20 protein-coding genes are annotated in these 21,087 nt (G+C 67.6%); 11 read left to right on the top strand and 9 right to left on the bottom strand.

Translation table 11 applies throughout. The features are described from left to right. Together AC1DN2_RS20305 and AC1DN2_RS20300 are read right to left on the bottom strand one after the other, a co-directional pair. A partial coding sequence (locus AC1DN2_RS20305; protein ID WP_476851723.1) for a DUF222 domain-containing protein occupies nt 1-950 on the bottom strand: 950 nt, incomplete at its 3' end. 3 nt (nt 951-953) lie between these two features. After that, a complete protein-coding gene (locus tag AC1DN2_RS20300) occupies nt 954-1,298 on the bottom strand; it encodes a hypothetical protein (RefSeq protein WP_476851722.1) in 345 nt (114 codons plus the stop codon). 230 nt (nt 1,299-1,528) lie between these two features. Between AC1DN2_RS20300 and AC1DN2_RS20295 the strand changes: the two genes are divergently transcribed. Both AC1DN2_RS20295 and AC1DN2_RS20290 read left to right on the top strand, forming a co-directional pair. Further along, nucleotides 1,529-3,253, top strand: coding sequence for a serine hydrolase (locus AC1DN2_RS20295; protein WP_476851721.1), 1,725 nt, complete (start codon nt 1,529-1,531; stop codon nt 3,251-3,253). A 71-nt stretch (nt 3,254-3,324) separates the two neighbouring features. Beyond that, on the top strand, nt 3,325-3,834 hold the full coding sequence (locus AC1DN2_RS20290) for a hypothetical protein (protein ID WP_476851720.1): 510 nt from the start codon (nt 3,325-3,327) through the stop codon (nt 3,832-3,834). Here the strand turns inward: AC1DN2_RS20290 and AC1DN2_RS20285 are convergent. Then, nucleotides 3,831-5,360, bottom strand: coding sequence for an amidohydrolase (locus AC1DN2_RS20285; RefSeq protein WP_476851719.1), 1,530 nt, complete (start codon nt 5,358-5,360; stop codon nt 3,831-3,833). The genes AC1DN2_RS20290 and AC1DN2_RS20285 overlap by 4 nt on opposite strands. Nucleotides 5,361-5,606: 246 nt before the next feature. On the opposite strand from AC1DN2_RS20285, the gene AC1DN2_RS20280 reads away from it, so the two are divergent. The 4 genes from AC1DN2_RS20280 (at nt 5,607) to AC1DN2_RS20265 (ending at nt 9,715) form a co-directional block, all read left to right on the top strand. Continuing rightward, nucleotides 5,607-5,942, top strand: a complete 336-nt coding sequence (locus AC1DN2_RS20280) for a hypothetical protein (RefSeq protein ID WP_028276886.1) — start codon at nt 5,607-5,609, stop codon at nt 5,940-5,942. Next, nucleotides 5,939-6,994, top strand: coding sequence for a zinc-dependent alcohol dehydrogenase family protein (locus tag AC1DN2_RS20275; RefSeq protein WP_476851718.1), 1,056 nt, complete (start codon nt 5,939-5,941; stop codon nt 6,992-6,994). The genes AC1DN2_RS20280 and AC1DN2_RS20275 overlap by 4 nt, the downstream gene beginning before the upstream one ends. Before the next feature lie 155 nt (nt 6,995-7,149). Then, on the top strand, nt 7,150-8,844 hold the full coding sequence (locus tag AC1DN2_RS20270) for a DUF4389 domain-containing protein (protein WP_476851717.1): 1,695 nt from the start codon (nt 7,150-7,152) through the stop codon (nt 8,842-8,844). Nucleotides 8,845-8,935: 91 nt separating this feature from the next. After that, nucleotides 8,936-9,715 (top strand): SDR family NAD(P)-dependent oxidoreductase, encoded by a 780-nt coding sequence (locus AC1DN2_RS20265; RefSeq protein ID WP_476851716.1) that lies wholly within the window; start codon nt 8,936-8,938, stop codon nt 9,713-9,715. A gap of 6 nt (nt 9,716-9,721) precedes the next feature. Here AC1DN2_RS20265 and AC1DN2_RS20260 read toward each other — a convergent pair whose 3' ends face one another. The 4 genes from AC1DN2_RS20260 to AC1DN2_RS20245 form a co-directional block, all read right to left on the bottom strand. Continuing rightward, complete coding sequence (locus AC1DN2_RS20260; RefSeq protein WP_018776075.1) at nt 9,722-10,381, bottom strand: GntR family transcriptional regulator; 660 nt, start codon at nt 10,379-10,381, stop codon at nt 9,722-9,724. Nucleotides 10,382-10,499: 118 nt separating this feature from the next. Next, entirely contained in the window at nt 10,500-11,492 is a 993-nt protein-coding gene (locus tag AC1DN2_RS20255; RefSeq protein ID WP_476851715.1) for a transketolase family protein, read from the bottom strand. Then, the gene (locus tag AC1DN2_RS20250; RefSeq protein WP_476851728.1) at nt 11,489-12,370 is read right to left on the bottom strand and encodes a transketolase; all 882 of its coding nucleotides are present in this window, start codon (nt 12,368-12,370) and stop codon (nt 11,489-11,491) included. The genes AC1DN2_RS20255 and AC1DN2_RS20250 overlap by 4 nt, the downstream gene beginning before the upstream one ends. A gap of 90 nt (nt 12,371-12,460) precedes the next feature. After that, a complete protein-coding gene (locus tag AC1DN2_RS20245; protein ID WP_476851714.1) occupies nt 12,461-13,798 on the bottom strand; it encodes an MFS transporter in 1,338 nt (445 codons plus the stop codon). A 194-nt stretch (nt 13,799-13,992) separates the two neighbouring features. On the opposite strand from AC1DN2_RS20245, the gene AC1DN2_RS20240 reads away from it, so the two are divergent. From AC1DN2_RS20240 to AC1DN2_RS20220, 5 genes are all read left to right on the top strand, one after another. Beyond that, entirely contained in the window at nt 13,993-14,817 is an 825-nt protein-coding gene (locus tag AC1DN2_RS20240) for a sugar phosphate isomerase/epimerase family protein (protein WP_476851713.1), read from the top strand. A 98-nt stretch (nt 14,818-14,915) separates the two neighbouring features. Next, on the top strand, nt 14,916-15,689 hold the full coding sequence (locus tag AC1DN2_RS20235; RefSeq protein ID WP_223915012.1) for an SDR family NAD(P)-dependent oxidoreductase: 774 nt from the start codon (nt 14,916-14,918) through the stop codon (nt 15,687-15,689). A 45-nt stretch (nt 15,690-15,734) separates the two neighbouring features. Then, on the top strand, nt 15,735-17,477 hold the full coding sequence (locus tag AC1DN2_RS20230) for a dihydroxyacetone kinase family protein (RefSeq protein ID WP_476851712.1): 1,743 nt from the start codon (nt 15,735-15,737) through the stop codon (nt 17,475-17,477). A gap of 14 nt (nt 17,478-17,491) precedes the next feature. Continuing rightward, nucleotides 17,492-17,956 (top strand): ribose-5-phosphate isomerase, encoded by a 465-nt coding sequence (locus AC1DN2_RS20225; RefSeq protein WP_476851727.1) that lies wholly within the window; start codon nt 17,492-17,494, stop codon nt 17,954-17,956. Between the two features lie 70 nt (nt 17,957-18,026). After that, nucleotides 18,027-18,908, top strand: coding sequence for a cytochrome c oxidase assembly protein (locus AC1DN2_RS20220; RefSeq protein WP_476851711.1), 882 nt, complete (start codon nt 18,027-18,029; stop codon nt 18,906-18,908). A gap of 24 nt (nt 18,909-18,932) precedes the next feature. Here AC1DN2_RS20220 and AC1DN2_RS20215 read toward each other — a convergent pair whose 3' ends face one another. Together AC1DN2_RS20215 and AC1DN2_RS20210 are read right to left on the bottom strand one after the other, a co-directional pair. Then, the gene (locus AC1DN2_RS20215; RefSeq protein ID WP_476851710.1) at nt 18,933-20,054 is read right to left on the bottom strand and encodes a sulfite oxidase; all 1,122 of its coding nucleotides are present in this window, start codon (nt 20,052-20,054) and stop codon (nt 18,933-18,935) included. 178 nt (nt 20,055-20,232) lie between these two features. Then, entirely contained in the window at nt 20,233-21,087 is an 855-nt protein-coding gene (locus AC1DN2_RS20210; protein ID WP_476851709.1) for an SDR family oxidoreductase, read from the bottom strand.

Here is a 21,087-nt window from a genome sequence, read left to right as displayed (position 1 = left end):
AGCCAGGTGTTGAAGTTCCGGTCCTCGGCGTTCGTCCCGGCGCCGATGCGTTCCCGGGCCCAGGCGGCGGGGACGGTGCCGTAGCCGGGGAGCCGGGCGGGTTCGGCGTTGCCCTGGAAGAGGGTGCGGTCGGTGATGACGAGCTGGATTTCGACGCCGGTGATCCCGCCGGGGGTGCCGGTGGTGCGTTCGACCAGGGCATCGGCCATGAGCTGCCCGCGGCCCCTCGGGTCCCCGGCGGCACGGAGGGTGTCGGCGTGCCCGTTCAGCGCCTTGTAGACGGCGACGCCGGCGGTCACGGGCAGCAGGGCGGTCAGGTGGCACATGGTGTCGGGGGCCGGGCGGAGGCTGACGTGCCGCTCGGTGGCGGCGTGCGCGGCGCGTTCGGTGACGGAGCGGGGGTCACGCCGGTACGCGGCGGCCCGGGCCGCGGCGACCAGGGACCGGTCACCGGCCCCGGCGAACGTCCCGGCGTCGGGCGCCAATTCCTCGTCGACGGCGGCCCGGTCCGCGGCGCTCAGGCAGGCGGTTTCACGGACGAGCAGGGTGGCGCGCCATTCGTTCAGCTGACCGGTTTCCAGGGCGGCGAGGGTGTGCGGCATCTCGGTGATCAGGGCTTTGGCCAGGCCCAGGAGCCGGCCGCCCCTGGCGGGAGATTCGCGCCGGGCCAGGGCAATCTGCCCGCCGACCCCGGCGCCAAGCTTCTCGGCCGGGACCCCGAGCCGGGCTTGTTCGCGGCGTTGGAGCAGGTCGAAGGCCACGGCGTGCCGGGTCTGCCGGGCTGCCATGGCGGATTTCAGGTCCTCCAGGTCCCGGATCTCGTCGATCAGTGCGGCGGCGCTGTCCGGGGCCGGGAGGACGGCCAGGATCCGGGCCAGTTCAGCGACGGTCCCCGCAGTTGCCGGTGCCGGGTCTGCCGGAATCGTCTCGGGCCCCTGATTGCCGTCCATGAGTTAAGTGTCCCTGCGGGCTATGACATTTATGGCCCTCCGGAGCCGTTCCCCCGCTTCGGAAGCCATCGGCGACCTTCCAGATCCCAACGTCACTCCCGAAACGCTGCCCAGGAAAACGTCGAGCTGAAGACGCGTCCGCAACGCGTCGAGCGCGGAGTGCAACTCGTCAAGCCGTCGGTACTGTTCGATCATCCCGGCGGGATCCTCGGCCTGACATACGTCCCGGAGTACGCGGGAGCAGAATGCGAGCAAATCCTGGACGCCGTCGTCACTGCTCCCGGCGCGGCCGAGGCCGTAGCCGCCGTCTCCCGCCGGAACCACTTCGGGCCCCTGATTGCCGTCCATGAATCCAGTCTCCTCCGGGGATCGGACATTAATAGCGCAACCAGAAGGAGGCCGCGAGGTTAGCGGGATTGGTGGGATTCGTTGGCGGTTGTGGAGGTGCGGCCCCGAGATCCCGGCGTCCGAGGACCCACACCCGAGCGCACCGCCCCTGTCTCAAAAACGGGCACGGGTCCATCATGGGAGAGGGCGTTAGCTCTGCGCCCCAGGCGGAACCGGGCGGAGGATTGTCCATGAACCAGAGGGAATCTATCGCGGCGAGTATCAGCTCGCTGCCTTCGGACCGCCGCTCGCTACTTAAAGCCGTCGGCGTCGGCGCCGCGGGTATAGCGGGCATGCCGCTGCTGGCCGCCTGCACGGCCCAAAGTGCCCCCGCCGGTGCCGGAAGCAGTGCCTCCGGCGGCTCCGATACGCCGTCGGCGTCTCTGCTTCCGGCGCCGGAACCGCAGGTCAAACCGCTCCTGGACCAACAGAAGGTCAACGCCGCCTTGGCAAAGCTGGACGGGATGGTCCAGGGCGTGATGGAGAGTACCGGTGTTCCCGGAGTCGCCGTGGCCGTGGTCTACCAAGACCAAATGGTGTACGCCAAGGGCTTCGGCGTGCGGGAATCGGGCCGGCCCGAGACAGTGGACGCGGATACCGTTTTTCAATTGGCCTCGGTGTCCAAACCCTTGGCCTCCACGGTGGCGGCCGTGGCCGTGGGCCGCAAGGCCATCTCCTGGACGGAACCGGTGATCAACCACACCCCCGGCTTCGCCCTGAAAGACCCCTACGTCACGCGGAACGCCACGGCGGCCGACCTGTTGTCACATCAAGGCGGCCTCAGTACGGGGGCGGGCGATCTGTTGGAAGACCTCGGATTCGACCAGTCCTATATTCTCAGCCACCTCAACCAGCAGCCGCTGGACTCCTTCCGGTCGAGCTACAACTACAGCAACTTTGGCTACACGGCTGGTGCACAGGCTGTCGCCGATGCCATGAACAAGCCCTGGGCAGACCTCGCCGAAGAGGTCTTGTTCAAGCCCCTGGGCATGTCATCCACGAGCTATCGCCACGCGGACTACCAAAAGGCGACGAACAAGGCACTGATCCACGTCCCAGCCGGTAACAAGACCTGGGTGGCCAAATACACCCGGGATGCCGACGCCGAAGCACCCGCCGGCGGGGCCAGTTCCTCGGTGCGCGACCTGGCGCGCTGGATCCGCCTGCAGCTCGCCAACGGCAGCTTTGAGGGAAGCAAGGTCATCGATCCGGACGCGCTTGGTGTCACGCATGTCCCGCACGCCGTGTCGGGCCCACCGGCGACGCCGGGCGCCCGCACCCGCTTCTACGGCTTGGGCTGGAACGTCTCCTACGACGACCACGCCCGGCTGATGCTCGGGCACTCGGGAGCCTTCAACCTTGGTGCCGCGACCGCCGTCTCACTGCTCCCCGGCGAGCAGCTGGGCATTGTGGCCCTGACCAATGGCCGCCCGCAGGGCATCCCCGAAGCCATCTGCGCCGCATTCCTGGACACGGCCCAGAACGGCGCCCCGACAGTGGACTGGATCGGATTCACCTCGGGCGTCTTCCAGAAGATCGATGAGGCGGAGAAGCCAAAAGTCGACTATGCCAAGGCGCCGGCCCAGGCCAAACCGGCGCAGGGCAACGACTTCTACATCGGCAGTTACGCGAACTCCTACTACGGCCCGCTCACCGTCGCGGTGGAGAACGGCGCGCTGACCCTTGAGCTGGGCCCGGCCGGCAGGACCACCAAGTTCCCGCTCACTCATTTTGACGGCGACACCTTCAGCTTTGAATCAATCGGCGAGAACGCCAACGGTCTTGCCGGGGCAATCTTCGCCCCCGACGCGGCTGCAGCCCCCGGCGCGGACGCCGCAGCCCGAAACGGCACGGCTCCGAGCGTCAGGCTTGATTTCTACGATCAGACCGGGCTGGGCACCTTCACCCGCGGCTGAGCCCGGACTTCAGTGAGTGAGCTTCTTCCGTAAGCTTCAAGGAACGCCACGAGCCCCGATCCAAGGAACCCATGCCCATCAACACACAGTCGCTGAAACAGGACGGCTTCACCGGTTTCCGGCCGCTCCAGGGCCTTGACATCAACCGGATCCCGCAGAAGCCCGGGATCTTCGCGGTACTGCGGCCCGAGGGCTTCCAGCCCCAGTTCCTGGCCAGGAGCACCGCCGGCATCTTCAAGAAGAAGAACCCCACCCTCAAGACGGACGCTCTCGACGCCGAATGGGTGGACGGCGCCGATGTCCTCTTCGTGGGCAAAGCCGGCCCCGGAAGCAAGGGCAACCGCGGACTGCGCCGGCAAATCCAGGAATTCGTCGACTTCGGCGAAGGCAAGCCGCCGGGCCACTGGGATGGGCGGCTCATCTGGCAGCTCGCCGTGCCCGGGTCCCTGATCATCGCGTGGAAAGAGTTGCCCGTTGAGCAACTCAACGCGGCCGAAGCCCGGTACCATGCCGCATTCATCGAAGAATACGGCCGCCTGCCGTATGCCAACCTAGTCCAGGCGCGCGTCAAAGGTGCTTAGCCGCCGTACGTGAACCGTCCCGCCACTAACGTGGCGGCCACCGGTATGGCCGCAAACTCCGCATCCGACACGGTCAGTGGGTCGCCGTCGAGTACTGCAATATCGGCGGGGTCCCCGACCCGGAGACGGCCGCGACCGCGGGTCGAGGCCGTGAGGGCCTCCTGCCGCGTGAGGGCCTGCTCGGCATGCCACGGCCCGCGGCCATCCAGCCGGGCCCGCGCCGTGGCAGCGGACATGGCAATCCACGGATCCAGTGGGGCCACCGGAGCGTCCGAGCCCAGGGCGAGAGTCGCCCCGGCGGCCAGCAATGAACGGAGCGGGAAGGACCGGTCCGTTCGCCCCGGCCAGTTCGCCTCGGCGGCGTCCCGGTCATCGAGGGCATGCGCAGGCTGGACGCTCGCGGTCACGCCCAACCGGCCGAAGCGGGCGAAATCCTCGCTCCGGACAAACTGGGCATGCTCCACCCGTCCGGCGAGGCCCGCCGCCTCAAACGCATCCAAGGCGACTTGGTTGGCCGCGTCGCCGATTGCGTGGACCGCCGGCACAAAACCCGCCTGCCGGGCCCGGACCAACAGGGCGAGCAGCTCCGCCTCGCTCACGGTCAGCAGCCCGTGGCCGCCGTTCGGATACGGGTCCACGCAATACGCTGTGCGGGTATTGAGCGAGCCGTCGATCAGCACTTTCAGGGGGCCCACGCTGAGCAGCCCGCCACTGCCGGCCACCGCCAAACCTGTCCGCAGCCCCTCTGCCACGGCCCGGTCCAGGTCCTGCGGATAGACGCCCGCTTCAACCCGCAGGGCAGCGAAGCCGCCGGAGAGCCTCCGCAGCCAGGCGTCGCGGTTCCACGTCATCTCGAAGTCCACAATCCCGACCACGCCCCGCGCGGCCGCAGCCTGCCCTGCCTGCCGCACCCACGGATCCACCACCGCGTCCGGCAGCTGGCCAAGCTCCCGGGTCAGGGCGAACGCCGGTTCTTCCCGGAGCAGGCCGCCCGCATCCACCGGCATTCCGTACTGTTGGGCCGCTGCGGAGTTGAGCCAGACACAGTGGAGGTCGTGGCTGATCAGCGCCGTAGGCCGGCCGCGCGTCACGCCGTCCAGGAGGTCCAGACTGGGCAGGTCATGCCAGATGGCATCGCGGAAACCGACGCCCACCAGCGTCTGGACGGGACCCGGAGCTCCGGCGCCGCTTCCGGACCCGGTGCTAGTGTCCCCGGCGATATGGGCCCCGACGACGGCGGCCGCCTCGCGCGCCGAGCCGGCACTGGAGAGGTCAAGCCGGTTGGAGGCCAGCGCCCACTGCGTCATATGAACGTGCTCATCCCACAGCCCAGGAATGACGTAGCGGCCCTCCAGATCCACCACCCGGGTTGCAGCGGGGAGCGCACCCGAGCCCGGGCGCGACGGGATGATCGCCGACACGGCCCCGGCGCGAAGATGAACGTCGAAGCATATTTCCTCCCCGGGGTGCCGCACGGAGGCCAGCACGAGATCCGGGGGTCGGCAGGGATCGAGCGGATCAGACATAGGAACAGGCTAGACGGGCGACGCCGCAGGACCCAACAGGCGCACACGGGACTTTCGCCCCTTACCTCTGCCACGAGCGCCCCCCAAGCTGAATGTGTGGGGAGGTTGCTGCACGGCCAGTTGGGGGACGTGTCGAGCGAAGAACCACTTCACGTAAATACGGCACGGGTCTCACCGCGAATTGGGGAAGGAAATGGCGTTTGCACTTTCCGGCTTCAGCAGGAAAAGGCAGGAGACCACGGCCACATGAGTATCCATCACCATTCGGGGGACCCTAAACTCAAGGTGCTCATCCGCCTGAACGCCGACGCCGAAACAGCCCGGATCGACGTGCATGGTGTGGTGACCGTGGCCAACGTGCGGGCACTGTATGTCGTTTGCCGCCGAGTCACAAGCAAGCTTCCCGGGTTCGAACTCGTGCTCGACCTCGCCCATGCCCGGGTGTCGGCCGCCGCGATCGAGGAACTCCGTGAGCGTGCCCGCGCCTCGTTGCTGTATTCGGGAATCGATGGCACGGAGACTCCGTGCCGTCTGCGCCTCGTGGACCCGCTGGTCATCCTCAAAACCAAGGAGCACGTATGAAAGCCCTCGTCTATGGCGGTCCCGGGGAGAAATCGTGGACCGAGGTCCCCGATCCCACAATCCAGAATCCCAGCGATGTGATCGTCAAAGTGGACACCACCACCATCTGTGGGACCGATCTGCACATCCTCAAAGGCGACGTCCCCGCGGTGGCCAAGGGCCGCATCCTGGGCCACGAAGGGGTCGGCACCATCACGGAGATCGGCGCCTCCGTGACCAGCCTCAAGGTCGGGGACCGCGTCATCATTTCGTGCATCAAGTCCTGCGGGCACTGCGCCAACTGCAAGACAGGCCTGTACTCCCATTGCCTGGGGGAGGAAGGAACCTCCGGCATCGGCTGGGTTTTCGGACATCTGATCGACGGCACGCAGGCCGAGTTCGTCCGCGTCCCCTATGCAGAGAACTCCCTGCACCTCCTGCCTGAGGGAGTCAGCGACCAGCAGGCCGTCATGCTCTCCGACATCCTCCCCACCGGCTTTGAGATCGGCGTGCAGTACGGCCGGGTCAAGCCCGGCGACACGGTCGCCGTCATCGGCGCGGGCCCCGTGGGACTTGCCGCGATCTCCACCGCCGGCCTCTACGGCGCCGCCACGATCATCGCCGTCGACCTCGACGCGAACCGGCTCGAGAAATCCCGCGAATTCGGAGCCACCGACGTGGTCCTCTCATCCGATGCCGACTGGAAGGAGCAGCTCATGCTCCTGACCGACGGGCAGGGCGTGGACGTGGCGATCGAGGCCGTGGGCGTCCCGGCGACCTTCACGATGTGCACCGACATCGTCCGTCCTGGCGGCACCGTGGCCAACGTGGGCGTGCACGGCAAGGCCGTGGAACTGCACGTCGAAGACCTTTGGATCCGGAACATCAACATCAGCATGGGCCTGGTGAACACCAACACCACCCCCATGCTGCTCAAGCTCGTGGCACAGCAAAAGATCCCCGCGGACAGTTTCGCCACCCACCACTTCACCTTTGACGAGTTCATTGAGGCGTACGACACTTTCGCCCGCGCCGCGGAGACGAAGGCTCTCAAAGTCGTGATCACGGCATGAAAGCGTTCGTTGTCCTCCGCGCCGGCAGTGCCGGCGCGATCGACGAAGCCAAGCCGTTCGTGATCCCGCTCGGGCGGTAGCGGCCCGGGCCGCCAGCTTCCGGAAGCCACGCCCGGCCGGGCGTGGCAAACGGACCATCTGAAAGGACGGCGGCCATGAAGGCAGGCCGGATTGTCATGCTGGTGATCGGCTCGCTGTGCGCGCTGGTCGGTTTGGGACTGTTGGCGGGCGCCGGCTTTGCGGGCTGGGTCAACTACCAACAACGTGACGGCAGGTACTTCATCACGCCGTCGGCGCCTTTCTCAGGCAATTCCTACGCGCTGACGACCCCCCGGCTGGACCTCATGACCGGCGGCGGCGTGGACGACGGCGTTCCGGTGGACATTGCGGGCAGCGTGCTGCTCCGCGGTTCCTCCACCGACCCCGGCAAGGAAATCTTCATCGGAATTGCCCCGCGGGCCGACGTCGCGACGTACCTGGCCGGTGTCCGGCGCACCGAAATCGTCGACGTCAGGTTCAACCCCTTCCGAGCGCAGTACCGCGAAGTGGCCGGCTCCCAAATCCCGTCCAATCCGGCGCAGCAGACCTTCTGGGCCGCGACTGCCACAGGCCCGGGGGAACAGGAACTGACCTGGGACCTCCGCTCCGGGTCCTGGGCAGTGGTGGTCATGAACGCCGACGCGACGTCTCCGGTGAGCGTGAATCTGCAGGCAGGGGCACGCACAGACCTGCTCCTGCCGGTGTTCATCGGTCTGCTGATCGGCGGGCTTGTGATGCTGCTGATCGGCGTGCCGCTGATAGTGCTGGGCGCCGTTGGACTCGGCCGTGGCGGCCCGGGCCAAGGCGGGACGGGCAGCGGTGTCCCTCCCGGGCACTTGCCGGCCCAGCCCGGCCAGCCGTATCCCGCGGGTCCCTACCCGCCCAGGGCCACCCCCGGCCAGCAGAACAGTGCGGCCCCGCCGGGTGCCGTGGCGGCCTATGCTGCCCCGCCGGGGACTCCGTATCCGGTGGCGCCGGGTGCTACGACCCCGTATGTGTACCCCGCCCGCCTCCACGGCTACCTCGACCCGAACCTGTCACGGTGGATGTGGCTCGTGAAGTGGTTCCTGGCCATCCCGCACTTCATCGTCCTGTTTATCCTCTGGTTCGCCTTCGGAGTGGTCACGATTGTGGCGTGGTTCGCGATCCTGTTCACGGCGCGCTACCCGCGCTCGCTGTTCAATTTCAGTGTCGGTGTGATCCGCTGGAACTGGCGTGTGGCCTTCTACGCGTTCAGCGCGATCGGCACGGATGTCTATCCCCCCTTCACCCTGGCCCGCACCGATTACCCGGCGGACTTCGACGTCGATTATCCCGAACGGCTGTCCCGCGGCCTGGTGCTGGTGAAGTCCTGGCTGCTGGCCATTCCACATCTGCTGCTTATCAGCCTGCTGACGGGGACCGCGAGGACGTGGGAGTACCGGGACGGCGAGTGGGTGCAGCAAGGTGTGGGCATCTCCCTCCTGGGGCTGCTGGTCCTCATCGCCGGCGTGATCCTGCTGTTCACGGGCCAATACCAGCGGGGGCTCTTCGACCTCCTGCTTGGCCTGAACCGCTGGATCTACCGCGTTATCGCCTACGTTGCCCTCATGCGGGACGAATATCCGCCGTTCCACCTTGATATGGGTCCGGTCGATCCGGGCGAGCTGCCGGTGCCTGCATACGCCGGACCCGCGCTCGGAACCGGAGGGCCCGCCCCCGGACCCGCTGCCGGACCCGTCGGGCCCGGACCCGCCCCCGGACCAGGACCCGGGCCCGCGCCCGGACCCGGAGGACCAGCCACCGGACCCGGAGGGCCGCCCAGAAGCTAATGCCGCGCTGCGCCCGGTCCTCTTGCCACCCGCCCTCCGCAAGAACATAGTTGAGGGAATTCACGTACTCCGCGGCACTAGGCAGGCGACCATGGTGAACATCGGGATTCCGGAAAACGGCATGCTTCACGGCAAGACCGCCCTGATCTATGGCGGCGGCGGGGCGGTCGGCGGGGCGGTGGCAAGGGCTTTCGCGGCCGACGGCGCCACAGTGCACATTGCCGGAAGGACGGAATCGCGGCTGGAAAAAGTAGCCAATGACATTCGCGAGGCGGGCGGCACAGCCGAAACCGCCGTCGTCGACGCCCTGGACGAAGAGCAAGTGGATGCCTTCGTAAGCCGGGTGGCGAAGAAGAGCAAGAGGATCGACATCTCCTTCAACGTGATCTCATTCGGCGACATCCAGCAGCCACTCATGGAGATCGATGTGGATGACTTCACCCAGCCCATCACCCTGGCCGCGCGGACGCACTTCCTGACCACCCGCGCGGCCGCCGCCTACATGGTCAAGCAACGCTCCGGCGTCGTGCTCATGTTCGGCGGCTCGGGCCCCCAGACGATCCCCGGCCTGGGCGGTTTCAAGGTGGCGCTCGACGCGATGGAAGGACTGCGCCGGCAATGGGCCCTGGAACTGGGAAAACACGGCATCAGGGTGGTCACCATGGTCACCGGCGGCATTATCGAAACCATCCCGTGGCAGGCCGAGGGCCGCGAAGAGATCGTAGTGGAGATTGCCAGGGCCGCGCATTTGAACCGGACGGCCACGCTGACGGACGTCGGTAACGTGGCCTCCTTCATCGTCTCGGACAAGGCGGCGGCCATCACGGACGCGACCGTCAACATCTCCGCCGGCGCGATCGTGGACTACTGACGCCGGTCAGGCCACCAGGTTGGCTGCGGCGACGTCCATGTGTTCGAGGACCGTCGTGCGGGCCAGTGTCGCGTTGCCGGTCTCGATCGCGGCGACGATGTCGTGGTGCCGGTCCACGCTCATGTTCTTGACGGCCCTCTCGATCCCGGCAAACATGATGGACATCCGAATGGAGCCCTCAAGCGACTCCCAGGAGTGCAGCAGGGTCTCGTTTCCGGTGAGCCGGCACAGTGTCCGGTGGAACTCCAGATCGGATTCAATCCGTTCCTCCAGGCTGGCCTCGGCGGCCGCGGCCATGGCATCGACGGCCGAGCGCAGGGAAGTAATCACTGAGGCCCGGTCCGGCAACTCACACAGTGTCCGGACCGCAAGCGATTCGAGCGCAGCCCGGACGGCGAAGATGTCCCGGATTTCCTTACCGTCCAGGTGGCGCACGGACAGCCTGCCGCGCGGTCCGGCGGACAGCAGTCCTTCTTGCTCCAGCTGGCGCAGGGCCTCGCGCAGTGTTCCACGGCTGATCTGGAGCATGTCGGAGAGTTCGGTCTCCACCAGATGCCGCCCTGGCTCCAGCTCTCCGCTCGTGATGGCCGTGCGCAGGGCGGATAGCGCCTGCTCGCGGAGGCTCTTCTTTTCCAGTCCGAGAAGCGGGGCTGTTGCTCCGGCCATCGTTAGTCCTCACGCTCAGTGGTCAACTGTTTGTCGGTGGTCAACTGTTTACAGTTGGTGTGTTAACAGTTGATGGTACGGCATGGGCGGGGGCGGCGACTGTCGGCCCCGCCCATGCTCAGCCGAGTTCGGCGAGCACCTTGGCAACGACTCTCTGCACCGAGAGGCCGTAGCGTTCGTGCAGGGTGGGCAGCGCGCCCGCGTCCAGGAATTCGTCCGGCAGCGCTACCGGCACCACCCGTTTACCCAGCCCCGCGGTGACCACGGCCGAGGCCACGGTTTCGAACAACCCGCCCACCACGCTGTGGTTCTCCAGCGTGACCGCGAGGCGGTCGGTGTTCAGCTCGGCGAGGACCGTCGCGGTGTCGAACGGCTTGATGGTGGGGGCGTGGACGACCGCGACATCCACGTGGTGCGCTGCCAGCGCCTCGGCCGCCTGGAGGGCCCGCATGGTCATGAGCCCACTGGAGACGAAGACGACGTCACGGCCGCCACGCAGGACTTTCGCCTTGCCGAGTTCGAACGTGTAGCCGTACTCGTCCAGCACGGTGGGGACGTTGCCGCGCAGCAGACGCAAGTATGTGGGCCCCTTGCTGGCCGCCAGCTGCGGGACCGCCTGCTCGATGTCCAGCGAGTCGCAGGGATCCACGATGGTCAGGTTGGGCATCCCGCGGAAGATCGCCATGTCCTCGGTCGCCTGATGGCTTGGACCGTACCCGGTGGTCAGCCCCGGGAGCCCGCCGACGATATTGACGTTGAGGTTTGGCTCGGCGGCATCCAGGCACAGGAAATCATAGGCACGCCGGGCAGCGAACACCGCGTACGTCGAGGCGAACGGGACCAGACCGGTCTCAGCCAGGCCGGCAGCGGCGCCGAAGAGCAACTGTTCGGCCATGCCCATCTGGAAGAAGCGTTCCGGGAAGGCCTGGGCGAAAATGTGCATGTCCGTGTACTTGCCCAGGTCCGCGGTCAGTCCCACGATCTTGTCGTTCTCCTGCGCGGCCTTGACCAGGGCATGCCCGAACGGCGCGGACGCGGTCTTCTGGCCCGGGTCCGCGAAGGAGGCGATCATGGCAGAGGTCTTCAGCTTCGGTGTTGTTGCGGTACTCATCGTGCGGCCTTTCCTTCGAAACCTGCGGTCAGTTGCTCGCGGCAGAGCTGCCATTCGTGTTCTTCGATGCGCATGAAGTGGGCTTTTTCGCGGTCCTCGAGCAGCGGCACGCCGCGGCCCACCTTCGTGTCGCACAGGATCACGGAGGGACGTCCGACGGCAGCAGCCTGGGCGGCCGCGTTGTCGAACGCGGCCAGCAGCGCGCCGACGTCGTTCCCGTTCACGCGCTGGGCGTACCAGCCAAACGCCTGCCACTTTTCGGTGACGGGCTCGGTGCGCAGCACGGTGTCGGTCTTGCCGTCGGCCTGCAGGGCGTTGATGTCCACCATGGCGGTGAGGTTACCGAGCCGGTGGTGCTGGGCGCCCATCGCGGCCTCCCACGTGGAGCCCTCGTCAAGTTCGCCGTCGGAGAGGAAGTTATAGACCCGGGAACCCGAACCCTGGTAGCGCAGGCCCAGGGCGGCGCCGACGGCGATGGAGAGGCCGTGGCCGAGGGAGCCGCCGGAAATCTCCATGCCGGGGGTGTAGGTGGACATCCCGGACATCGGCAGCCGGGAGTCATCCGAGCCGTAGGTCTCCAGTTCCTTGACGGGGATGATTCCGGCCTCGGCGAGGGCCGCGTAGTGGCCGATCGCGTAGTGGCCGGTGGAGAGCAGGAACCGGTCGCGGTCCTCCCACTCAGGATCGTCGGCGCGGAACCGGAGCTGGTCTGCGTAGACCGCGGCGAGCATGTCGGCCGCGCCGAGGGCCTGGCCAACGTAGCCTTGGCCCTGCACTTCGCCCATGTTCAGGGCATGGTGGCGGATCCGGTAGGCGGCCCCTTCGACCCGTGCCAGGCGTTCTGCCTCGACGTCGGAGGCTTTGCCTCGGGTGGTCATTTCCTGTGTTGAAACCACGATTCTGCCTTTCAAATATGACGTGACGAGCTGCTGCGGGAGGCCTTCGACGGCTTCCGGGGCGGTGCGTTTCTACGCGCTCACGTGGGTGGGGGTGCTTTTGGTGGCCTGATCAGCGAATTCACGTTCGCGCTTGCCCCAGGTTTCACGGGTGGCGACGGCGGCCCACAGGCCGATGGCGGCGTAGGTGCCGAACAGCAGTGCCGGTCCCATCCAGCCGAAGCTGACGAAGAGCAATGTGGTGATGAACGGGGTGAACCCTGAGACCATGGCCGAGATCTGGTAGGCCAGCGAGGCGCCGGAGGCGCGGGTCTTGGCCTGGAACAGCTCCGGGAACCACGGGCCCTGGGCGCCGGCCAGGGAGTTCTGGCAGACGGCGTAGGAGATCACGAGGGTGGCGATGATGAAGATGAACAGTCCGGTGTTGACCAGCAGGAACATCGGCACCGCGAAGGCCACGGCGAAGGCGCAGGACCAGATGTATAGCGGGCGCCGGCCGATCCTGTCCGTCAGTCGTGCCCAGGCCTGGGTGGCGAAGATGCCGATGGCGGAGGCGATGCACAAGGCCACGAGGGTCTGGGACTTGTCGGCCAGGTGCTGGCTGTTCAGGTAGGAAATCATGTAAGTGATGGACACGGCGTAGCCGGCGGTCTCGGCGATGCGCAGGCCGATGCCCTTGACGATGTTGCGCCAGTCGGTCTTCAGGACCTCCGTGATGGGGGACTTGACGATGTCGCCGCTGTCCTTGACCTCGTCGAAAACGGGGGATTCGGGGACCTTGGAGCGGATGATCAGTCCGACGACGACCAGCACGATGCTGGCGAGGAAGGGAATGCGCCAGGCGAGTTCGCCGCCGAGTTGGACGCTGAAGAGGAACACGAGGTTGGCCAGCAGCAGCCCGACCGGGAAGCCGGCCTGGACCATGCCGGTGTACTTTCCCTTCGATTTCCAGGGTGCATGTTCGTAGCTCATGAGGATGGCGCCGCCCCATTCGGCGCCGAAGGCCAGGCCCTGGACGATACGGACGAACACCAGCAGAGCCGGCGCCAGCAGACCCACCTGGGCGTAGGTGGGGAGCAGGCCGATCACGAAAGTGGCGATGCCCATGAGGATCAGGGAGGCCACCAGGACCGGCTTGCGGCCGACCTTGTCCCCAAGGTGCCCGCCGATGATGCCGCCGATCGGGCGCGCCGCGAATCCGACACCCAGGGTGGCGAAGGCAGCCAGGGTTCCGGTCACGGGATCGCCGGTGGGGAAGAAGGCCGTACCGAAGTACAGGGCAGCCGCTGTGCCGAAGCCGATGAAGTCATAGGTTTCGATGACGGCGCCGACGCTGGAGCCGATCGCGACTCGTTTCGCTTCCCTGGTGCCGTGCACCGGGCCCCGCATGGTCAGAGCTTCGTTGCTCATGTCAATCCCTTTCGAAGAGAGCTGCCGACGCTTCCGCACCGACACTGTCGACTGTTAACAGATGATACGCCAGTGTGACCCGTGCCATAAGGCAATGTCAACAGTCAACTTCAAAGGTTGACTGTTGACAGTTGAATTTTGTAGTGTGGTCCATATCACCACCGCCTCCGCGCGCGACCAGAGGATCAACGACGATGTTCAATTCCCGACTCGGCTGCTCGTCCATCAGCTTCCGCCACCAGAGCCTGCCAGAGGCCCTGCGCACCATCGAAGGCCTCGGCTTCGAGGAAATAGATCTCGGTGCCCTACCCGGCGTGTGCGACCACGTTCCCTACGACCTTGACGCCGATGCCGTCGCCGCCGTCGCGGCCGAGGTGGTTGCCTCCGGGCTGCGGGTCCGGTCGGTCAACGGGGACATCGGGGACCTGAACGCCCTGCTCGACGCCGACGCACAGTCAGCGCGGAACCGGCACCTTGACGCGCTGCTCACCCTGGCGGCCGGCACGGGCGCCAAGGCGCTGGTGCTGCCCTGCGGCGCCCTCGGCCACGATGCTGTCCGCAGCCTCGACGAGGACCTGGACACCATTGCCGCGCAACTCACCGCCGCCAAGCGGCGGGCCGACGTGTTCGGCGTCGAGCTCTGGACCGAGTCCCTGCACTTCCTCAGGTTCTGCTGGAACCTTGAGCGCGCGGAACAGCTGGCCGGGCGGCTGGCGGGTTCCGGGGTCGGGATCGTCATGGACTTCAGCCATATCGTGGCCGCCGGCGAGGATCCGTTGGACTACCTCAGGCGCCATCAGGGCCGGATCGCCCACGTTCACCTTCGCGATGCCGTGCCGGGGAACATCAACCTCAGCATCGGCAACGGCCAGGCCGATTTCGCCGCCGGCCTGGAGGCCCTCGCGGCCGACGGCTACACCGGCCACTTCTCCCTGGAGCTGGAGACCCGGGACGTGACCCACGGGGAGCGCCCCGCGGCGGCCGCCAAGGCCGCGAGCTTCATCACAGACCTCATCTGAACCATCGATTGCTCCGAAACGGCCCTTTTGGACCGCCAAAACGGCGCTTCTGGAGCAATCGATTCAATCAAAGACACAACACCCACCCAAGGAGCATCATGAACACCATCCAACGCACCGCCGTCCTCACCGGGGCAACCTCGGACCGGGGCATCGGCATCACCACTGCACGCCGCTACGCCAGCCAGGGTTGGGCCGTGGTGATCCTGGACCTCGACGGCGAGAAGTCCGCCAAAGTCGCAGCGGAGATCGGCAACGAGTTCACCGTTCCCGCGTTTGGCTACGAGGTCGACGTCGCCAGCGAGGACTCCGTGACAGCCGCGTACAACGCCGTGGCCGCCGAAGTCCGCTCCGGCAGCCTCCCTGCTGTCGGCGCCCTGGCCAACATCGCCGGCATCACCTCCCCGGTGCCGTTCCTCGAGACCACCCTGGAGCTCTGGAACAAGGTCATGGCCGTGAACGCGACGGGAACCTACCTTGTCACCCGCGCCTTCCTGCCGGACATGATTGCCAGCGGCTGGGGCCGGATCGTGAACATGTCCTCCGTCTCCGCCCAGCGCGGCGGCGGCGTCTTCGGAAAGGTCCCTTACTCCGCAGCCAAGGCCGCCATCCTGGGCTTCACCAAGGCCCTGGCCCGCGAAATCGGCAGCACCGGCGTGACCGTCAATGCCATCACCCCCGGCGCCGTGGACACGAACATCCGCGTGGGCAGCACCGAAGAGCAGGAAGCTGCCATCAACGCCGGAATTCCGCTGGGGCGCAACGCCAGCACCGAGGAAATCGCGGCCGTCATCACGTTCCTGTCCTCCGAGGAGTCCGCCTACCTCACCGGAACCACCATCGATATCAACGGCGGAAGCCACATCCACTAGCACTCCCGCCGTTGAGAAGACCGCGAGCAGCTGAAAGAGCCCACGATGACCAGAATATTTAACGACCCGTCCGATTTCGCCGAGGAAGCCCTCGCCGGCTTCTGCGACGTCCATGCGAATCTGGTGCGCCAGGTGCCCGGCGGCGCCGTCCGCCGGCACCGGCCCCGCCAACCGAAGGTGGCCGTGCTGGCCGGCGGCGGCTCGGGGCACTACCCGGCCTTCGCCGGGCTGATCGGCGCCGGACTGGCCGACGGCGCCGTCGTCGGGAATATCTTCACTTCGCCGTCGGCCCAGCAGGCGTACTCCGTTGCCAAGGCGGCTGATTCCGGGGCCGGGGTGGTCTTCACCTACGGCAACTACGCGGGCGACGTCATGAACTTCGGCATGGCCAGCGAACGGCTCGCCGCCGAGGGGATCGAAGCGGAGAACGTCCTGGTGACCGACGACGTCGCCAGTGCGCCGCCGTCGGAGTCGGAAAAACGGCGCGGCATTGCCGGTGATTTCACGGTCTTCAAGATCATGGGCGCGGCCGCCGAAGCCGGCGCCGACCTCGCCGAGGTGGTGCGCCTGGGCCGGAAGGCCAACGACCTGACCCGCACCATCGGCGGTGCCTTCCGCGGCTGCACCTTCCCCGGCGCCGAGGCGCCGCTGTTCACCCTCGAGGACCGGCAGATGGGTCTCGGCCTGGGCATTCACGGCGAACCCGGCCTGTTCGACACGGATCTGCCGCCCGCGAAGGAGCTGGGCCAGGAGTTCGTGTCCCGGCTGCTGGCTGAGACGCCGCATGGTGCGGGAGACCGCATCGCCGTCATTCTCAATGGGCTCGGTTCCACTAAGCACGAAGAACTCTTCGTCCTCTGGCTCAGCGTCGCACCGCTGCTTCGCGCCGCCGGCTACACACTGGTGATGCCGGAAGTCGGCGAGCTGGTCACAAGCCTGGATATGGCCGGTGTGTCCCTGACCGTGACGTGGCTCGATGACGAACTCGAGCCGCTCTGGACCGCTCCGGCGGAGACCCCCGCCTACCGGCGCGGGAATGCCGCCCTCCCCCGCGGCGAGGCGGACGAGTCGACCCCGGTCGAGGACACGGAGGCGCCGGAGGCCTTCGCCGCGGCAGACGCTTCACGCGACTATGCACAGCAGTGCGTTGCCGCCCTGGCGGCCGCCCGCGAAGCCATCCACGACGCCGAGAAGGTCCTTGGCGACCTCGATGCCATCGCCGGCGACGGAGACCACGGGCGGGGCATGGTCCGCGGGATTGATGCGGCCAGTGCCGCCGCGGCAGGCGCTGCGTCCCGCGGTGCCGGTGCCGGTGCCGCTCTGGCCGCCGCCGGCGATGCGTGGGCGGACAGCGCCGGGGGCACCTCCGGGGTGCTGTGGGGCGCCGGCCTGCGGGCCTTTGGCGAGTCCCTCGGCAACGACCGCGCACCCAGTGCAACCGAACTTGCGGCAGCGGTGGCAGCCTTTGCCGCCCGGATCGCCGAGCTCGGCAAGGCCGACGTCGGCGACAAGACCATGGTGGACGCGCTGGTCCCGTTTGCCGGGACCTTCAGCCGGCTCACCAGCGAAGGGGCCGGCGCGGATGCCGGCTGGGCGGAAGCTGCGCGGGAGGCTGCCACCGCGGCGCAGGCCACCGCGGCCCTGCGCCCGCTGAAGGGCCGGGCGCGGCCCCTGGCGGAAAAGAGCGTGGGCACACCCGACCCCGGAGCCACGTCCCTGGCGATGGTGTTCACCGTATTCGGTCCGCACCTTGCCGGTGTGCGGCAGGCTGCAGGGGCACGCCCGTGAGCCCGGCGGCAGGGATCCGGCTCATTGTGGGTGCGGACGAAGCCGGAGTGGATTACAAGGACCAGATCCTGGCGGACCTCCGGACGGACCCGCGGGTGGCCGAGGTCATCGACATCGGTGTCAACCGCGGCGACGCCCCGGAGGAGTTCGCCAAGCCTTACCCGTACGTGGGCATCGCCGCGGGCGAATTGATCCGGGACGGGCAGGCGGACCGGGCCATCCTGTTTTGCGGCACGGGGATCGGCGTCGCCATTGCCGCCAACAAGGTGGACGGCATCCGGGCCGCGACCGCCCATGACTCCTTCAGCGTGGAGCGGTCCGTACTATCCAACGACTGCCAGGTCCTCACGATGGGCCAGCGCGTGGTGGGGCTGGAACTCGCACGGCGGCTCGCGCGGGAGTGGATCGGCTACACCTTCGATCCGTCGTCCGCCTCGGCGGACAAGGTCAAGGTGCTCACCGGCTACGAGGGATGCTGAGGCCTGCCCCGGGCCGCCCGGCCAGGCACGGGCCCGGCGTCTTCCAAGAAATGGTATCTATCATGAGCCCGTGCCGCCCCTTGATGTAGTCCTCACCGCCTGGCAGATCGACTGGGCCGCCGCCGCCCTGATCGGCGGCTCGGCGCTGCTGTACGCGCTGGGCCTGAGGGCCGCGGCGGCGCGCGGGCACCGCCATCCCGGGTGGCGGACGCTGGCGTTCTATGTTCTGGGCCTTGGGTCCCTGACAGTGCTGACGTGCGGGTTCCCTGGCGTCTACAGCGCGCAGCTCCGGTGGGCCTTCACGCTCAAGATTTCCCTGTTGCTCTTCGTGGTGCCGCTGCTGATCGGCCTGGGAAAACCCATCTCCCTCGCCCGTGCGGCCCTGCCGCCGCGCGGCGTCGGCCGGCTGAACAGGGCGCTCGCGCACAGCGCGGTGCGGTTTGCCGGCAACTCCATGGCCGCCCCGCTCCTGGGCCTTGCCCTCTTCGCCACCTTCCTGACTCCGGCCTTCTACACCCTCCGCACAGCCGCTTGGACCGAGGCGCTCCTGACGGTCGGGGTCCCGCTGCTTGGCATGATGATGGCCCTGCCGATCATCGAGGACGCGGACTTCCGCCGCTCCAGCGCGTTCTTCATCATGGAGTTCGTGTTTGTTTTCATCGAGCTGCTGGTCGATGCCGTGCCCGGGATCCTGCTGCGCCTCAACGGCCAGGTGCTGGATCACGTCGCAACGACGCCGTCTGCGATGGGCTGGTTCCCCAACGCCCTGCGTGACCAGCAGCTGGCGGGGGACGTCCTGTGGTTCATCTGCGAAATTGTCGACTTGCCCCTGATCATCCTGATGTTCATCCGCTTCTCCCGCAGCGACAAACGCGAGGCCCGCGGCTTTGACGAGCTCACGGATTCCCAGCTCGATGAACTGAATGCGGAGCACCTGCGGCGCGGCCGCTAAGTCCCCGCGCCCCGGGTGGGGGCGCTATGCCACGCTGACCTTGATCCGCTGCACCACGTTGTTGCCCATGCCCTGGTAGTTCCATTCCGGTTCCAGCGGCTGGACCGCGCCGCTGGCATCCGTGGCACGGCAGGAGAGCTCGTGTTCGCCCGGATCGGCCACCCACGGCATCGACCACGCACACCACGCGAACGGCGCTGCCGGGTGCTCCAGATGGGCCGCTGCCCACTTTCCGTCGATTCCGACGTCGACGCGCTGCACGGCGCCTTGCCCGGACCAGGCCCGGCCGGTGAGCATCACCGGTCCCGGGGGCAGGATCCGGCTCCGGGTGAAGAAATCCGGGACCCCCGGGGGCATCATGAGCGAGCGGACCTTGATCCAGGTGACCGGGGTTCCGGGATCCTCGGCGTCATGCTGGTAGCGGTACGCCACTGCCTGCTGGAAACCGTCATAGGGCTTGGTCAGAACCTTGATCGAGGTCAGCCACTTCACGCTCGCCATGCCGTACCAGCCGGGCACCACAAGCCGGAGCGGATAGCCGTGCTGAGGCGGCAGGTCTGCGCCGTTCATCCGGTAGGCGAGCACGACGTCGGGGCGCAAGGCCTCCTCGATCGGCAGGCTGCGCGCGTACTGCTGGGCGACGCCGCCCTGGCTGCCGGCGTCGGCCCCGGTGAAGAGCACCTCCACGGCGTCGTCCTCCACTCCGGCCCGCGTCAGCAGGTAGGCGAGCGGGACACCGGTCCACACGGCGGTCCCCACGCCCTCGAGTACCCACGGCTGGCTCAGTGGGCGGGGCCGCAGGAGGGACCGGCCGTTGCCGGCGCACTCCAGGGTGACCGGGAGGGTGATGCTCGGTGCCCGGAGCAAGGCCCGCAGGCTCAGTTCGAAGGACCGCTGCACGGCGCCGCCGATCCACAGATGCCAGTGCTCGGCGTCGATGAACGGAATGTCGAAGTGCGTGAGCACGTAGTGCAGTCCGGGCGGTGTGGTGTCGCTCCGCAGGGCCTCGAGCGGCATGGAATGGTTCCGCACGGCGAGTTGGAGTTCCTCCGCCGTCAGCGGGCCGTGGCTCGGTTCGCCGGGATGCGCCCGGGGTTGTCCGGCCTGCCGGCGCGGACTCTTAAGGACAGAAGAGTGTCTGGACATTTGCTTTGGCATGGCATGCCGCGATTCTTTCCGGACCGGCCCGGTCCCGCTCCTGTGAAGGACCCGCCGGTTTTCGTAGGTATCACCTGGTCTCAGGTCTACGCCGCAGCCCGGAAACCGTCAACACCGGGACGCGCCGGTCCCGTCCCTTCCGGTCCCGTCTCTTCCGGTCAAGGGGCTACAGCGTGTGCGCCTCGGCCAGGAACTGCGCCAGGCTCAGCGGTTCCCGGCCCGTCAGCTCATGCACTGCCGTCGTCGGACCGGCGAGTTCGCCGGCGGCGATGGCCGTGTAGGTGCTCACCCAGGCGTCCACCTGCCATGGCGGGGCGCCGTACGAGGCACGGGACCCGTAGGCCTCCGCCAGGGTCTCGTTGTGGAAGGTGATGGCCCGGCCGGTTCCGGCGGTCAGGAGTTCGGCGGCGCGGGCCAGCGAGATGTCTTCCGGGCCGGTCAGGTCATAGGTCCGTCCCACATGCAGGGACGGGTCCCGCAGTACGGTGACGGCCGAGCGGGCAATGTCTGACCGCGCCACGGCAGCCATGACGCCGTCTCCGGCGGGGCCGCGGATCACGCCGTCCTCGCCGGCCAGCAGCGGCAGGAAGTCCAGGTAGAAGTTGTCCCGCAGGAACGTGTAGTCCATGCCGGAGGTCTTGATGCGCTCCTCCGTCGCGAAGTGGTCCCGGCCCAGCGTGAACGTGGAGTCCGGCGCCGCGCCGAAGAACGAGGTGTACACGATGTGCTGGACGCCCGCTGCGGCCGCGGCATCGACGAAGGCGTAGTGCTGCTGCAGCCGGTCCTCGGCCTCGGCTGCGGAGACCATGAACAACGTTTTCGCCCCGGAAAGCGCCGTCTTCGCCTGCTCCGGCTCGGCGTAGGTGGTGACGAAGGGGACGGCGCCTTCGAGCTCAGGTGCCCGGGCGGCGTCCCGCACCAGGAGCCGTTGCTGGCTGCCGGCCTGGGCCAGCAGCCTGGCCACCAGGGCGCCCAGCTGGCCGGTGGACCCGGTGACGGCAAGCTCAGGAGCGTTGGTCAT

This window comes from Arthrobacter sp. 01L42, from assembly GCF_056400005.1.
Note: the sequence above shows the minus strand (reverse complement) of the source record. Positions and strands in the feature narration are given on the sequence as shown.

Bases quoted from the DNA above. Each gene is read 5' to 3' on its own strand.
- AC1DN2_RS20300 (WP_476851722.1), bottom strand. From the start codon at position 1,298: ATGGACGGCAATCAGGGGCCCGAAGTGGTTCCGGCGGGAGACGGCGGC.
- AC1DN2_RS20295 (WP_476851721.1), top strand. From the start codon at position 1,529: ATGAACCAGAGGGAATCTATCGCGGCGAGTATCAGCTCGCTGCCTTCG.
- AC1DN2_RS20290 (WP_476851720.1), top strand. From the start codon at position 3,325: ATGCCCATCAACACACAGTCGCTGAAACAGGACGGCTTCACCGGTTTC.
- AC1DN2_RS20285 (WP_476851719.1), bottom strand. From the start codon at position 5,360: ATGTCTGATCCGCTCGATCCCTGCCGACCCCCGGATCTCGTGCTGGCC.
- AC1DN2_RS20280 (WP_028276886.1), top strand. From the start codon at position 5,607: ATGAGTATCCATCACCATTCGGGGGACCCTAAACTCAAGGTGCTCATC.
- AC1DN2_RS20275 (WP_476851718.1), top strand. From the start codon at position 5,939: ATGAAAGCCCTCGTCTATGGCGGTCCCGGGGAGAAATCGTGGACCGAG.
- AC1DN2_RS20270 (WP_476851717.1), top strand. From the start codon at position 7,150: ATGAAGGCAGGCCGGATTGTCATGCTGGTGATCGGCTCGCTGTGCGCG.
- AC1DN2_RS20265 (WP_476851716.1), top strand. From the start codon at position 8,936: ATGGTGAACATCGGGATTCCGGAAAACGGCATGCTTCACGGCAAGACC.
- AC1DN2_RS20260 (WP_018776075.1), bottom strand. From the start codon at position 10,381: ATGGCCGGAGCAACAGCCCCGCTTCTCGGACTGGAAAAGAAGAGCCTC.
- AC1DN2_RS20255 (WP_476851715.1), bottom strand. From the start codon at position 11,492: ATGAGTACCGCAACAACACCGAAGCTGAAGACCTCTGCCATGATCGCC.
- AC1DN2_RS20250 (WP_476851728.1), bottom strand. From the start codon at position 12,370: ATGACCACCCGAGGCAAAGCCTCCGACGTCGAGGCAGAACGCCTGGCA.
- AC1DN2_RS20245 (WP_476851714.1), bottom strand. From the start codon at position 13,798: ATGAGCAACGAAGCTCTGACCATGCGGGGCCCGGTGCACGGCACCAGG.
- AC1DN2_RS20240 (WP_476851713.1), top strand. From the start codon at position 13,993: ATGTTCAATTCCCGACTCGGCTGCTCGTCCATCAGCTTCCGCCACCAG.
- AC1DN2_RS20235 (WP_223915012.1), top strand. From the start codon at position 14,916: ATGAACACCATCCAACGCACCGCCGTCCTCACCGGGGCAACCTCGGAC.
- AC1DN2_RS20230 (WP_476851712.1), top strand. From the start codon at position 15,735: ATGACCAGAATATTTAACGACCCGTCCGATTTCGCCGAGGAAGCCCTC.
- AC1DN2_RS20215 (WP_476851710.1), bottom strand. From the start codon at position 20,054: ATGTCCAGACACTCTTCTGTCCTTAAGAGTCCGCGCCGGCAGGCCGGA.
- AC1DN2_RS20210 (WP_476851709.1), bottom strand. From the start codon at position 21,087: ATGACCAACGCTCCTGAGCTTGCCGTCACCGGGTCCACCGGCCAGCTG.